Source organism: Candidatus Liberibacter sp., from assembly GCF_014048425.1.
Lineage (GTDB): Bacteria > Pseudomonadota > Alphaproteobacteria > Rhizobiales > Rhizobiaceae > Liberibacter.
The window spans coordinates 1-13,522 of the sequence record NZ_JACETX010000037.1 but is presented as its reverse complement, the minus strand read 5'-3'; the positions used below and the strand labels follow the sequence as shown (position 1 = coordinate 13,522).

The following is a 13,522-nucleotide window of genomic DNA, read 5'->3' as shown; positions in this document are numbered from 1 at the left end:
GCTTTTCGGAGAATACTGCGTCAGAGACGTGGAAGCCACAAGAGCGATTTTCAAGCTATTAAAACCTTTAAGCCCCAACGAACACCACCTTTGGCTTTTGGATCAAGATATCAACGACCGCGGCTATGCGATCGATGTACCACTGGTTCACACTCTAGCCCATCTTGTGGATGAAGCACGCAACGAACTTGATCACTCTTTAAAAGATTTAACGGCTGGTGCTGTATGCACTTCACGTCAAAACCAAAGGCTGTTGTTGTGGATTTTCTTAGAAACGTGGTTAGAACTACCCGATTTAAAAGAAGATACAGTTGTCAAAGTGTTAGGCACAGTTAATCTTCCTGACAACGTTAGAACAGTCTTGCAAAACCGATTAAAGGCTTCACGCTCTAGTGTCTTAAAGCTCAAAACCCTTGCTTCTGCTGTCAGCAATGACAACAGGTTAAGAGGCACACTGCAATTCATGGGAGCAAGTCGTACGGGAAGATGGGCTGGCAGGGTCTTTCAACCACAGAACCTCCCCCGACCAAGTACACCTCATGAAGAGATTGAAGAATCTCTCGATAGCGGTTCGTATCCTCAAGACAATCTTCTCCGATTTGCGAGCGACAGCATTCGAAGTTGCATCGTCGCACCAAAGGGAAAAAAGCTTGTCGTTGCTGACTTGTCAGGAATTGAAGCCAGAGTTCTAGCATGGTGTGCTGGGGAGCAATGGAAAGTTGATGCCTTTAAGAGCGGTGAAGACATTTACGTCACCACCTACGCACGGACGTTTAACCTGCCACCAAGAGCTGTCACCAACGACCAAAGAGATATCGGGAAAGTCATGGAATTGGCTTTAGGCTATCAAGGCGGTGCTGGCGTATTTCTTAAAATGGCTTCTAACCGTGGCTTAAACCTCAATGATTTTGCCAACGCTGTGAGAGAGATTGCCCCTTTAGATACATGGGAGGAAGCAGAGAGTTTTTGCCTTTGGATGCAATCGGAACATCCTGAATTTGCTATAGAGGATTTAACCATAGGTACAGCCTGCGAGCTGGTTAAGAAAGCTTGGAGAAACAAGCATCCTTTCGTTCAGTCCCTATGGAAAGATTGCGATGACGCTTTTGAATACACCTTAAACATTGGCAATAGAATATCTGTACGAAGAAAAGCCCCTGACGCTCCCACGCTTCAGATGCGAAAGGTTGCAGGGAATATCTATCTCACTTTGCCGACAGGAAGAGACCTTGTGTATCGTGATGTAGGAGTTGGAAAAACCTATCTCAGCGTTGATGTCAGAGGCATAGGATCAAGGCGTGATACAACCTATGGCGGGAAATTAACGGAGAATATTGTTCAAGCCATCAGTAGAGATATCCTTTGCGAGGGCATGAAAAACGCTACTGAAGCGGGTTATCCGATCGTTTTAACGGTTCACGATGAAATCGTTTGTGAGGTTCCAGATTCAGATGAATTCAGCTCTGACACTCTTTGTGCCCTGATGACGAAAAACCCTTCTTGGGCTACGGGTCTCCCTCTTAACGCTAAGGGCTTTGAAGCTAAGAGGTATCGCAAATGAACACTGAACGCCAGATTGAATCACGCCTTGTTAGCGGGGCTAGAAAACGAGGATGCTTTGTTCGCAAGATACAGTTCATCGCTTATAGAGGCTGTCCTGATCGCATCGTCATCACCCCAAAAGGGGCTGTTCATTGGGTAGAGCTTAAAGCCCCTCATGGAAGACTGTCAAAGTCACAAATCCTAACACATGAATTCCTAACCTATTACGCACAGAACGTTTCTGTTCTCTCATCGTATGAAGAAGTTGATGCGTTCTTAGGAGGTCTACAATGCAATTAGAGCTTCAAGATCATCAAAACAGAATGGTTGATTTCATATTGGAAAACAAGCGATGTGCGATGTGGGCTTCAATGGGATCAGGAAAGACATGTAGTGTTCTTTTTGCCCTTTCCTACATCCAGCTTTTTGATCCAAGACCTGCTTTAGTCATCGCACCGTTAAGAGTGGCCAAGAGTGTTTGGAGCGATGAAGTCGCTAGATGGTCAGCATTCTCGAACATGAAAGTATCTGTCATCACAGGAACGGCGAAGCAAAGAGCGAAAGCTCTTCAGGAGGAAGCCACTCTTTTCGTCATCAATTTCGAAAACCTTCCTTGGTTAGAAAAGCATTTAGGCGACAAATGGCCATTTTCGACCATCGTAGCAGACGAAAGCACAAAGCTTAAAAGCTTTAGGTGGAAGAGAGGCGGAAAGGCATGTTGGGCTTTAGCACTTCAGGCTCATCATACTGAGCGGTTCATAGAGTTAACAGGTACGCCCTCTCCTAACGGCTTAACGGATCTCTGGGGTCAGATGTGGTATTTAGATCGTGGAAAACGTTTAGGAAAGACATTTGAAGCTTTCACGCAAAAATGGTTCATCACGAAACAAGTAGGAGCAAATGCAGGAGCTGTTAAGCATAGTCCAAAAGAGAATGCAGGCAAAGAAATAGAAGAGTGTTTAAAGGATATTTGCCTTTCTATCGATATCAAAGACACGGTTAATATCGATGAGCCGATCCGCCTGAGAGTTCCTGTTGTTCTCCCACCTGATGTTCAGGAGCAATACAAAATCCTCTTAAGAGAATTGATCTGTGAGCTTCAAGGTGAACAAGTCACAGCCTTTAATTCGGCATCGATAGCCAACAAATGTTTGCAGATAGCTAATGGTGCCGTGTACCTCGACGAGGACAAGAACTGGAAAGAGGTGCATGATGAGAAGATTAAAGCTCTTCAAGCTATTCAACATGATGCAGGCAAAGCTCCGATCTTAGTTGCCTATCATTTTAATATGGATCTTGAACGGCTTCTTAAAGCTTTTCCAGAGGGTAGAAAGCTAGACAAAGATCCTAAGACTATTCACGACTGGAACTCTGGAAAAATCCCTATCCTCTTTGCTCATCCTGCATCATGCGGGCATGGCTTAAACCTACAGCATGGCGGAAATATCTTAGTGTTCTTCTCTTTGTGGTGGGATCTGGAAACGCATCAACAAATGATTGAGCGTTTAGGCGTCACCCGTCAACGCCAATCGGGATACAACCGCCCCGTCTACATCTATTCCATTGTGGCCAAAGACACCATCGACGAACTCGTGGAAGTGAGGCTTAAGACCAAAGCCAGTGTGCAAGACATACTTTTAACATCATTAAAGGAGGTGTCATGAGACATATATTCGTTTTAATCGGCAAATCAGGTGTTGGAAAAACAACCATCGCTAAACGTGTTGTGGAGGACAAATCCCTCGGATTGTTGATGCCAAGAGGGACAACCACAAGAGAACCAAGACGGGAAGAGAGAAGAGGAATGGATTATGATTTCCTTAGCCTTGAAGGGTTCAAAAGGTGCGAAGATTCAAATTTGTTCCTAGAAACTGTCACCTACAAGGGCAATCGGTACGGGTTTCTGAAATCAAGTATCAACAGTGGTATGGCGTCAGTTAAAGATCTTCTGATCATTCTCACGCCTGAGGGCTACAGATCGTTTAAGGAGTTTTTTAAAGATCATCCAGATGTAGCAGTAACACCTATCGTCATCCATCCTCCATCAGAAGAAAAACGCTTAGAGAACCTGAAGAAAAGAGGATCTGAAGCCAAGGAAGACGATGAAATTGATGTGACAGGCTACAACGGCTGGGCTGTTTGCAACTACGATTTAGGGACATCTGTCAGACAATTAAAGACAATCATAAAAGAGATAAGACAAGGAGAAGTTTAACATGAAAGCTCCATCAATCTGCAATAGAAAAGAGTTAGACAGAATGGCAAGCGTTGCCCGTCAAAGAAACGTCATGATTGAATTCACCGAAGATGGAAAATGCATTCGCATCTATCCTGAATTTGATTCTAGAACGGACATCATCATGCCTGAAGAAGAACCTTTTGTAGATTTTGTCATTTAGATATGAAAAAGACGAGATACCCTCACCTTTCCCATGAGACCACAAGACATGGAAGGAAAGTATGGTATTTTAAAAAAGACGGCAAACGTGTTCGTCTTCCAGACACCTATGGAACAGAAGAATTCATAGAAGCATATTCTGACGCTCTGGCGGGGAGGATAGTACAGAAAGGAGATCAAGGAAGTAAAGGAACATTCAAATGGCTGATTGATCAGTACAGATTAAGCGGGCATTACCAATCTTTGAATACCACCACTAAAAGAGTAAGAGACAATCTTTTCCTCCGTATCATCAAAGATTCAGGCGACATACCTTATGCCAAAATAACACGCAGACATATGCAAAACGCTGTAGATCGGAGATCCGATAAGCCATCAGTGGCGGTATCGTTTTTAAAAGCGGTTTCCCCTGTATTCCGATGGGCAGAAACATGCGAATTGATTACGAATAATCCAGTCGTTGGGATACGACGTCCTACTCATAAAACCATAGAAATGCACGCATGGTCGGTCGAACAAGTGGCCATTTATCGTAAGCATCATCCTATCAATACCATGGCAAGATTGGCTTTAGAATTAATGTTGTTTCTAGGGTTACGCCGATCCGATGTCATTAGAATTGGCAAGAAGCATGTCAAAGATAGTGTTTTGTCAATCCGAACACAAAAAACAGGAAAACAAGTTCATGTTCCGATTTTTGAAGACCTGCAAACATGCTTGGACGCAGTCGGTCAAGACGGTGATACTTTTTTGCTGACATCTAACGGGAAATCTTTTTCCTCCTTTGCTTCTTTCGGGAACTGGTTTAGAGAAAGATGTAAAGAAGCAGGACTTCCAGAGGAATGTAGGGCTCACGGGCTCAGAAAAGCAGGTGCAACAATCGCAGCGAATGCTGGTGCTAGCCCACACGAACTTATGGCAATGTATGGATGGTCAAAAACGAATATGGCTGAATTGTATACACGTGAATTCAACGCTAAAAAATTAGCCTACAAAACTGCCAAAATGATAGCAGATAACACCTAAAAAGGTAAGACTAATCGTTTCGTAAGTTATTGAAAACACTGAGTCCGATTTAGTCTTACTTTTACGTAAGTGATTGATTTTACGCCTTTATTTCAATACAACTGGAAATGTCAAAAAATTAAGATTTTCTGAGGCAAAAGAAGATGGTTGTCTGTTTTCCTGATGCGAAGGATTTTGGGAGATTGAATGGGATCTGATTCACTTTTACTTTGCGCAATAGCTCTGGCCAATCAAGCCGCAAACTGATTTCCTCACCAGATTGCTGTAATAAAGCCAGTAGAAGCGCTGCATTTTCGTCCTGATTTCCACAAACCATTTCAAATCGTGACAAACCCACCAGATCACAAACTGTATTCAATAATGTTAAAACATTCATGGTGTTAACCCATCAAGCGTTATATTCGCATCTGCCCAACGCGAACGATTGTCATTCATCTGTAATGTTTTGAGGATTTGCTGAAATAATGCACCGGCGGTTGACGCCTTATCTGCATTTTGTTCCCACAAAGCAATTTCTTCAACCAATCCATAAAGATAAAGATCAGGAGCGATTTGAAGAAGCCAATTAGAAGGATTCTCTTCCGTAATAGGTGGAATACAGCCATAGTAATGAAGAGAAACTTTTTCGGAAGATATGGGTGCAACACAAATGAGATGAGCTGTAATGATGTAGCCTTTTTTTTCCTTTGATGACACACTTAAAGGAAGATGATCTAATTTTTTGCCTGTATGATCCTGCAAAAAAATAATCTCAATATAATCATCGGGTAACGGAGCAGATCCCGAATTCAAGGGAAGAAAAACCTGTTTTTCCATTTCTCGCAAACGCAAAATACGATTAATTTTGACTTCAACTCTATGCAGAAAATCTTTGAACAGACATGTAAATCCACTTTTTTCAACGTAATGGCTCGCATCAATTAATAAACTAGCATAATTATTTGCCATTACACATATCCTTCCGAAGTACGCCAAACACCATTATCTTTGTTATTGAGCCAATTTTTTATCCAAATATCATCGCCTTTACTATGTGCCTGCATCAGGTGCGAATCTCTTAAAACACTCACTGGAATACTGGCTACTCTTTGCCAATCTCCATTTTTTTTCCTGGAAATTTCTTGACGACAAAGTTTATTATGCTCAATAAGATGATCAATCGGATAATCAATACGATATACTTCTTGCTGATCATCCGAACAACACCAAATCGTTCTTCCTGTTATAGGATCATAATTTACTAACCGCCAGGAACCATCGTAGATAAACATATCTTCTCCTTTAGGTTTTATTTGATAAGCCAAAGAGATCTGCCACAACCCCTATTGCTTTTTCGTTTTTAACTTTTAACGTTCCTTCACCGATGATGATTCCTTTATTTGAATCTCCGGTTTTGGTAATATTTTTATCTTCTTGGATGTCGCGCAACCATAGAAATTCAAGCATATCTGGATCAATGAGGAAGGCATTGTGGGCTGTTTCAGCATTGGTTGCCATAACTCGATTGGGATGCACAATAACTCTTCCAAATGGTCCATCATAAATATCTGCTGTTGCAACAATAGTATTTTTTTCAGAATTAGAAGAAGTAGCATAGCGAAAAGATGCAACATTTGAATCTGACATAAAGCGCACAAATTCACTTTTAACATGTGGAGAAACAACGATATGACGGAAGTTGGAACCATTTTGATACCCAGCCTGCATCACCTCATCAAGAAGTTGTTTCGTAAAAGCTCTCTGTTCACCATCCTTGGCTTTTTGGGTTAATCCTGTTTCAGAATTATAACCACCTGAACCACCATCTTTTCCTCTACTTGCATTTGTTTTGATCCAACTGCTGAGAGAGGCAAGTTTACGTGGCGAATTTTTATCTGATGCTTGAGAACTCACGAGAGAATATTCAACATCCTTTCGAATCTCGAGAGCTTTTTTAAGTTTTTGTTCCTTACGCTTTAAGATAGAACTGGCATCATCTACCGCTTCTTGTGTTCCAGAAAGAACCCAACTTTTACGCATAATTTGCGTATAATTTCCAAGTCTTTCTGGAGCAGAAATCGCTTCAAAATTATATTCGTCACCTTCTAATTGCGCATTGGGACCAGGAGCAGCAAGACTGTCAACAACCCATTCTGGATGGATGGATTGTGTCGATCCTTTTTTAATAATGGAATAAATCGGAGTATCCTCAGGAGTGATGCGTGACACAACATCGGAAAGCGCTTCCTTATTTGTGGTAGAAGAAGAACTGATGAATGTATTGCTAATTGCTGTCATGGTGTAATACTTTCCTCTTAAAATACAATTTTTTTTAAAATAAAAAATTCAATATATCGCTGTGTAATTCCATTTATAAAAACAACTCTATGAAGTATTAATTCTCAAAAATTAACCAATGAATTTTTATAATATAATTTAGCAGACATCTCAAAAACAAAGTAGATAGTCTTTCCGATAAGATAGCAAATTTCCGTATTGAGATGCATGGGATGTTGCGGAAGATATCGTCTATAATTGTGGTCGCAATGACAATTCTTAAATGGATATACAGATAGTTTTAATCCCTCTTCCTCACGATACCATCTGTATACCAAAATTCCCCATAGAAGTTATTAGGTTATCCATCCTTTATAGGCTCTAACCATTTAACAGCAATCCCGCCTCAACTTCTCTTCTGACCACAAGCCCATTAAGCCTCTTTCCTCCAGCAAAAACCCATTTTCGTATTTCAATTGATGCATTTTCCCAGTCTTGAGCATCAACGCGTTTGCGCAATGTGCTATTCCGATATGCTCCAATGCCAAGATTAAAGACAAAATCTCCAATAGCTGATATGCGGTTTTCACCACAAGACAAAAGGATAGGAGAGACTCTGAATAGCTGATTCAAACGACTTTCTATATCTTGTATCAAAAGCTGTTCGGCTTGTTGTTCTGATATCGTCATACCCTCATAAACATCAGATCCCGTATGTCCATAACCAATAGTCCAAACACCAGCAGAACGTTGGTAAGCCTTTAATCTTAATCCTTCAAAACGTTTAATGAGTTCAATGAAATGTGGTGGTATCATATTTTTTTCCTCATTGTCCTGCCGCAGAACCAATATCCAACGATGGAAGAGACAAGATCCTATTCAAAATCACCTAGAACGACGCTGAATAGCGAAACAGTGATACTGTGTTGGTTCATTTCCGCTATCATCATAACAACTTTTACTATGGGATACAATAAAATAACCCATTAGATAGTAATAAGGGGTCTTATGAAAGAACTCAAACCGTCTATCCATCTGATACTACTTTTGATACTTTGTGCTTTGGTTACTTCTATGAGAGCCATATTATCAGCGTTAATGGTATCACTTTCAATCTTTATATGTCCCTCTATCCTAGCCAGCTCAATACGCTAACGATCAGCTTTTAAGGAAATCTTTTGTAATTCCAGCTCATGTTTGTTGTTTGCTTTTCTATAGAAAAGTTCAATACCAGACTGAATACAACGAAGCATTCCTCCTGTAAAAAAAGAAGCTATCATTTGTGAAACCAATTCTTAAAATGCAAAATAATGCATCAAAAGATGAAAACAAAAAAAGAGAAATCAATAAAAATCTGAACTGCCTCATAATGCATATAAGATTATTGGGCATATTAGAATTAGAAAGGTACTTTAGAAACCTAGAATTCTGCTGTAGGCATAAAAATCATGGAAAGACAACACAATTCAATAGGTATAATAACCTTTTTAAATCGCATTAATAATGCTTATTTACCTATTTAAGACAAATACAAGTGATTATTCCCTAAAAAAAACCTAAAAGACATATAAAACGCTCTATAATGAATGGAATAATTGTTGCTCTTTTTTTGTCAACGAAACACTTTTTTTAATAAGATACCCTATTTTTTTTATTTTATTAGAAGCCTCTGCTTTGTGAATAACCTGAAGCTGAGGCTACCTATGTCTAAATCTTCATGATCCGTTTTGAAAGACAGCTCCTTCCTCCTTGATAATGCTCCTTCTTCTTTAGTCTTTTAATGGATTCTCTTCTGATTCTATCGGCTGTATTGGCAGATCCTCAGATCTTAAGAGGTTACGGTGCAAGGATTCTAGATCATAGTAGAGTTTTAACGATAGCGCATCTTCTTCATCAGATTCTGTCATTGGTGTTGCTTGTTGCAAGTCTTCGTGTTTTTTAACATCCTTTCTATTGATTTTATCATACAGTTTTTTTATTTTTTGGTATCTTTCAACGTTGGTTCGACTTATAGTATATCCTGCTTTTCTTGCTGCTTGATATACTTTTTAGTCATCAGGGTCATAGCCTCCAATTACGGTTGCAGCAGCTGATAAAAGAACAAAAAATGATATGCTTTTTTTCATATTCATAGAAAATTTTCTCCCTTTTTGATTGCACAATATAAGAGAGATTATATGATAACATGACCTATCGATAGCAATATTCTGGTTGAGTATTTAAAAATTATACAAATTTTTAATTTATACGGTGATTAAATTTATAAATGTCAGAGGCGTTTTTCGGTATTTCAAGAGAATGCATATCGCATTGAACCAAAACAAAACGAAAGGAATGAAAAGGAGACGCACTAAGGACTTAGCTGTTTGGCGATAATTGCGAGATTTAGCTGTGTATATATAGCAGGATTTAATCCAATCCTTGGTGACAAACAAGGAAGTTCCCTATTCCAAAAAGCATGATGACGCCGTGTATTTTTAAGGTAGGCGATTCAAAAGACAATGACAAGCACATAACTCTCTTCATAGACAGCATCCGCCAAGCAAGAAATCTGAGATTCCATCATCACGAAAAGCAACCAGAAAGAAGAAATCACTCATAGTGGAGCAATTGACATACAGAGGGCTATATATGGATTGCACGGCAAAGAGATACTTAACTTTAACTGGACTAGTATGAACAAAAAAGAGAATGAGACAAAGTCGATATACTTAAAGGAATAAAGAATAAGCCTAGGGAAGATTGGATCCTAAGATATATAATCTATATGCATCTTAACTTAAGAATATCAGCCCCTAGCCGAGGTAGCCATTATAAAATATATAGTTCATCTCATTCATTATATTGCAATCCCCAAACGCAAAACAAACAAATACAGTGTACTTAAAGGCTTTTATTGCACTATGCAAAAATCACATAGCGCTTCTCACAAAAGCAACATAGGATATGGTGATGAAATGAGTGAATTTGATATTAGCAAATACCCAAGAATCGTTGTTCAAACCGATGATGATTAATATTGCTATTCCCAAGGATCTCATAGGCTGCCGGCAAAATTCGCGAGAAGGGAAGGTACTGCAGAATTTAAAACCCACCCTCTCTGCTTGAATGGGTTATATGAAGCTCAGGAAAGAGGAATTAGCATCCCTGTTCCTCGCTCGTCATAACGTTCCCCCCTCAACCGCTCTTCTCTCTTTTTGAATCAGATTTTAGAAAAAGGATTAGGGTTTAAAGAAGTTACTATAACAGAGAATCTCGCATCAGATCTCCTTTTGGATGAAATGGATCACCATATTGATAAAATTCTGAAGCGTGATAAAAAATACCCGAATAAAGAGGAAAACAATCTACAGGAATGGAGGCAACTATACAACTTAATAGAAGCCTTAAACTTTGATCAGAACGCCCTTTCTCGCCAAAAGGAAGAAGAGTTTTATCCTTTCCAAAGATTAAAGATATCAGCGCATCTTGTTAGGGATTTTGCATCAGGGAAAAGTATCGGAGTAAATTACTTCCAAAATTCCTATTCATCGGTCGCATATCCTATCCCTACAAACCTCTTCTCGCACAGCTCTATGTTCTCGTATCTTCCACAGCCTAAAAGAAAAAAGTCAGCAATTATAAATGGAGCAAGTATCGCATTTATCTATCCCGCGCCTGCATCCTCCGCATCACGCGGCACCTGCATCACGGCACTCCGATCACGGAATCACTCATCCCTCATCACGCATCACCTGCATCACGGCACTCCGCATCACGGCATCCCGCATCCCGCATCCCACATCACGCATCCTGTATCCCACATTGATGATAATTCTCTCAACAAAATATCCTCGCTATTCTGCAAAAATATGAAATAAAAATTCGAAGTATAGACTTCTTAATATTAAAGGATAACTGTCTAAGATCGAAAAACTATATTCTATTATTGTTTTATATTTATAAAAATAAAATATATCTCAAAAATTGTAACGAAATTATTGATTTATACTATATAATTCTACTGTCAGCATTATATCAGAGGAATTTTTGAAACAAATCTAAAAATTGACTTCCATCCATAATCTCAATACCAAGCTTCTGTGCCTTAGAAAACTTTGAACCCGGCTTTGTGCCAACTATTACAATATCGGTTTCTTGAGAAACCGAAGTTAAAACCTTAGCCCCCAATCGTTCTATAAATCCTGTAGCTTCTTCGCGTGTTATCTTTTCAAGAGCTCCTGTCAATACTACTTTCTTACCTGCCAGAATTGAATCCGTTATTGAAGGCTTGTCATCTTCTAAAGTTTCAGGCGTTACCTCTTTTAAAAGAGCCTCAACGATACGAGTATTATGAGAATTTTGATAAAATGCTATCATGGATTTTACTATCACATCACCGATCCCTGCTATCTCCCATAAGCCCTTATCGTTATGAGCAACAGCGTGTTCAAAATTACGGTAAGAGCGATATTTTTCTGCAAGAAGCTTAGCAGTCCACATGCCAACATGGCGAATACCCAAAGAGAAAATAAACCTTGATAGAGCTATCTGACGCCTCTTATTAATAGCATCATATAGGTTTTTAACACTTATTTTCCCGAAATTAGGAAGGTCTTCAAGACGCACATACGCATCCTGCTGACGACGTTCTAACGTAAAAATAGATGCAGGATTTCTAATCCATAGACAAGGATCTTCAGACTGAAAGAAGAAGGAAAGTTGTTTTGCACCCAAATAGTCTATATCAAAAGCTTGACGCGATACAAAATGCTTCAACTTCTCTAAGCCTTGTGCTGAACATGCAATATCCCCTGTGCAACGACGAGCGGAATCTACCTTTCCCGTCTTAGGATTAACATTACGAATCGCAGGACTCTGACAAACAGGGCAAAGAGAGGGAAATGAAAAAACCTGAGCATCAGCAGGACGATCTGTCCTGACGACATCCACAACTCGAGGAATAACATCGCCTGCACGTTGTACGACAGCCATATCTCCTATCCGAATATCAAGTCCTGTGATATAATCTTCGTTATATAATGTTACATTTGTGATGACCACACCGTCTATATTGACAGGTTCAAGCCGTGCTACTGGTGTTAGAATACCCGTTCGCCCTACTTGGATATCAATATCCAAAATACGGGTATGGACATTCTTTCCTGAAAACTTGTGTGCGATACTCCAGTACGGATAGGAAGAACCTGAACCTAATTTTTCCTGTAGACACAAATTATCAACCTTATACACCAAACCGTCGATTTCATAATCCAGAGAGCTACGAACCAATTTAACTTGACCATAGTGCAATAGAATATCCTCTATCGCATTAAACCGCTGAAGTAGTTTCATACTTGGAAAGCCTAAATCGGCCAGTTTCTTAATCATTTCGTACTGGCTATCAGCAAATTTTTCAGAAGTTTTTCCTAGTCCATAAGGGAAAAACTGCAAATATCTCTTCGCCGTGTTGGACTTTGAATTCATATTTTGACACAGACCAGACGCCAAGTTTCTTGGAGTAGCATATGGCTTTTCTCCAGCAGAAATTCTCTGTTCATTGAGAGTTTCAAAAGCACTTGTCGCAATGTAAATCTCACCTCTAACTTCAAAAATATCGGGAACTTCCCCATCCGGTGGAAGGATCCTAGGTATTTCAGAAATAGCATTCACAGTTGCGATGATGTTTTGACCTTGCAAACCGTCTCCACGCATTAACGCATGTATTAGTTTTCTCTTTTCATAGTGTATCGCAACAGCTATTCCATCAATCTTCGGTTCAACAGTGAAAGCGATACTACGATTATCAAACGGTATTTGTAGCTTGCGATAGACGCCTTCAACAAAACGACGGATATGATCTTCTGTCCTCGCTTTCTTCAACCGATTCATAAAGGCAGAATGTTGAATATCATATAATGAATTCTGTCTCTCTTTTCCTACACCATTAAGAAGGCTATCAGGAGGAATCAGAGATGGGAATAAAACCTTGAAATCGTCGTAGCGATCCCTCAATTCATCATATTCAAAATCAAAAATCTTAGGGTCCGATTTCCTATAATAAAGATCGTCATGATATACTATCTCGTTTATGAGACGGGGCACTTCTTCCTTCGCTTGCTCATGAGTCAAATCTTTAACAGGAAGCGCTTTATGTTTTTTGCTATATGCCATAAATCACTCCTCCCTTTAGAAAAACCTGAATCGAGACAAACAACCCCTCTTCCTTTATTGTTATCAGCATACGCCGTAAAGCCCCGTCCTTCAAGGCGGGGATATAAGGCGAAAATCCCTTGTCTCTTTAAAAATCAGTCTGGTGTT

The 13,522-nt window shown here is 39.7% G+C and carries 14 protein-coding genes; 7 read left to right on the top strand and 7 right to left on the bottom strand.

The window, feature by feature from the left end:
• From H0G72_RS04675 to H0G72_RS04650, 6 genes are all read left to right on the top strand, one after another.
• Positions 1 to 1,561, top strand: a 1,561-nt coding sequence (locus tag H0G72_RS04675; protein ID WP_182017622.1) for a DNA polymerase, incomplete at its 5' end; no start/stop codon positions are given.
• On the top strand, positions 1,558 to 1,842 hold the full coding sequence (locus H0G72_RS04670) for a VRR-NUC domain-containing protein (protein WP_182017621.1): 285 nt from the start codon (positions 1,558 to 1,560) through the stop codon (positions 1,840 to 1,842). The genes H0G72_RS04675 and H0G72_RS04670, both read left to right, overlap by 4 nt.
• The gene (locus tag H0G72_RS04665; protein WP_182017620.1) at positions 1,833 to 3,206 is read left to right on the top strand and encodes an SNF2-related protein; all 1,374 of its coding nucleotides are present in this window, start codon (positions 1,833 to 1,835) and stop codon (positions 3,204 to 3,206) included. The genes H0G72_RS04670 and H0G72_RS04665 overlap by 10 nt, the downstream gene beginning before the upstream one ends.
• Complete coding sequence (locus H0G72_RS04660; protein ID WP_182017619.1) at positions 3,203 to 3,757, top strand: guanylate kinase; 555 nt, start codon at positions 3,203 to 3,205, stop codon at positions 3,755 to 3,757. Before H0G72_RS04665 ends, H0G72_RS04660 begins: the two co-directional genes overlap by 4 nt.
• Position 3,758: 1 nt before the next feature.
• A complete protein-coding gene (locus H0G72_RS04655) occupies positions 3,759 to 3,941 on the top strand; it encodes a hypothetical protein (protein WP_182017618.1) in 183 nt (60 codons plus the stop codon).
• Positions 3,942 to 3,943: 2 nt separating this feature from the next.
• Positions 3,944 to 4,966, top strand: a complete 1,023-nt coding sequence (locus H0G72_RS04650) for a tyrosine-type recombinase/integrase (RefSeq protein WP_182017617.1) — start codon at positions 3,944 to 3,946, stop codon at positions 4,964 to 4,966.
• Positions 4,967 to 5,084: 118 nt separating this feature from the next.
• On the opposite strand, the gene H0G72_RS04645 is transcribed toward H0G72_RS04650, so the two are convergent.
• The 6 genes from H0G72_RS04645 to H0G72_RS06295 form a co-directional block, all read right to left on the bottom strand.
• Positions 5,085 to 5,342, bottom strand: a complete 258-nt coding sequence (locus H0G72_RS04645; protein ID WP_182017616.1) for a hypothetical protein — start codon at positions 5,340 to 5,342, stop codon at positions 5,085 to 5,087.
• Positions 5,339 to 5,914 (bottom strand): phage adaptor protein, encoded by a 576-nt coding sequence (locus H0G72_RS04640; protein ID WP_182017615.1) that lies wholly within the window; start codon positions 5,912 to 5,914, stop codon positions 5,339 to 5,341. Before H0G72_RS04640 ends, H0G72_RS04645 begins: the two co-directional genes overlap by 4 nt.
• Positions 5,914 to 6,237 carry a hypothetical protein gene (locus H0G72_RS04635; RefSeq protein WP_182017614.1) on the bottom strand — a complete coding sequence of 108 codons (324 nt, stop codon included), beginning with the start codon at positions 6,235 to 6,237 and terminating at the stop codon, positions 5,914 to 5,916. The genes H0G72_RS04640 and H0G72_RS04635 overlap by 1 nt, the downstream gene beginning before the upstream one ends.
• 10 nt (positions 6,238 to 6,247) lie before the next feature.
• On the bottom strand, positions 6,248 to 7,243 hold the full coding sequence (locus H0G72_RS04630; RefSeq protein WP_182017613.1) for a DUF5309 domain-containing protein: 996 nt from the start codon (positions 7,241 to 7,243) through the stop codon (positions 6,248 to 6,250).
• Between the two features lie 360 nt (positions 7,244 to 7,603).
• A complete protein-coding gene (locus tag H0G72_RS04625; RefSeq protein ID WP_182017612.1) occupies positions 7,604 to 8,038 on the bottom strand; it encodes a lysozyme in 435 nt (144 codons plus the stop codon).
• A 335-nt stretch (positions 8,039 to 8,373) separates the two neighbouring features.
• On the bottom strand, positions 8,374 to 8,502 hold the full coding sequence (locus tag H0G72_RS06295) for a hypothetical protein (RefSeq protein WP_259345144.1): 129 nt from the start codon (positions 8,500 to 8,502) through the stop codon (positions 8,374 to 8,376).
• Between the two features lie 2,001 nt (positions 8,503 to 10,503).
• On the opposite strand from H0G72_RS06295, the gene H0G72_RS04615 reads away from it, so the two are divergent.
• Positions 10,504 to 11,082, top strand: a complete 579-nt coding sequence (locus H0G72_RS04615; protein WP_182017610.1) for a hypothetical protein — start codon at positions 10,504 to 10,506, stop codon at positions 11,080 to 11,082.
• A gap of 157 nt (positions 11,083 to 11,239) precedes the next feature.
• On the opposite strand, the gene ligA is transcribed toward H0G72_RS04615, so the two are convergent.
• The gene (gene ligA, locus H0G72_RS04610; protein WP_182017609.1) at positions 11,240 to 13,375 is read right to left on the bottom strand and encodes an NAD-dependent DNA ligase LigA; all 2,136 of its coding nucleotides are present in this window, start codon (positions 13,373 to 13,375) and stop codon (positions 11,240 to 11,242) included.
• Positions 13,376 to 13,522 lie beyond the last annotated feature (147 nt).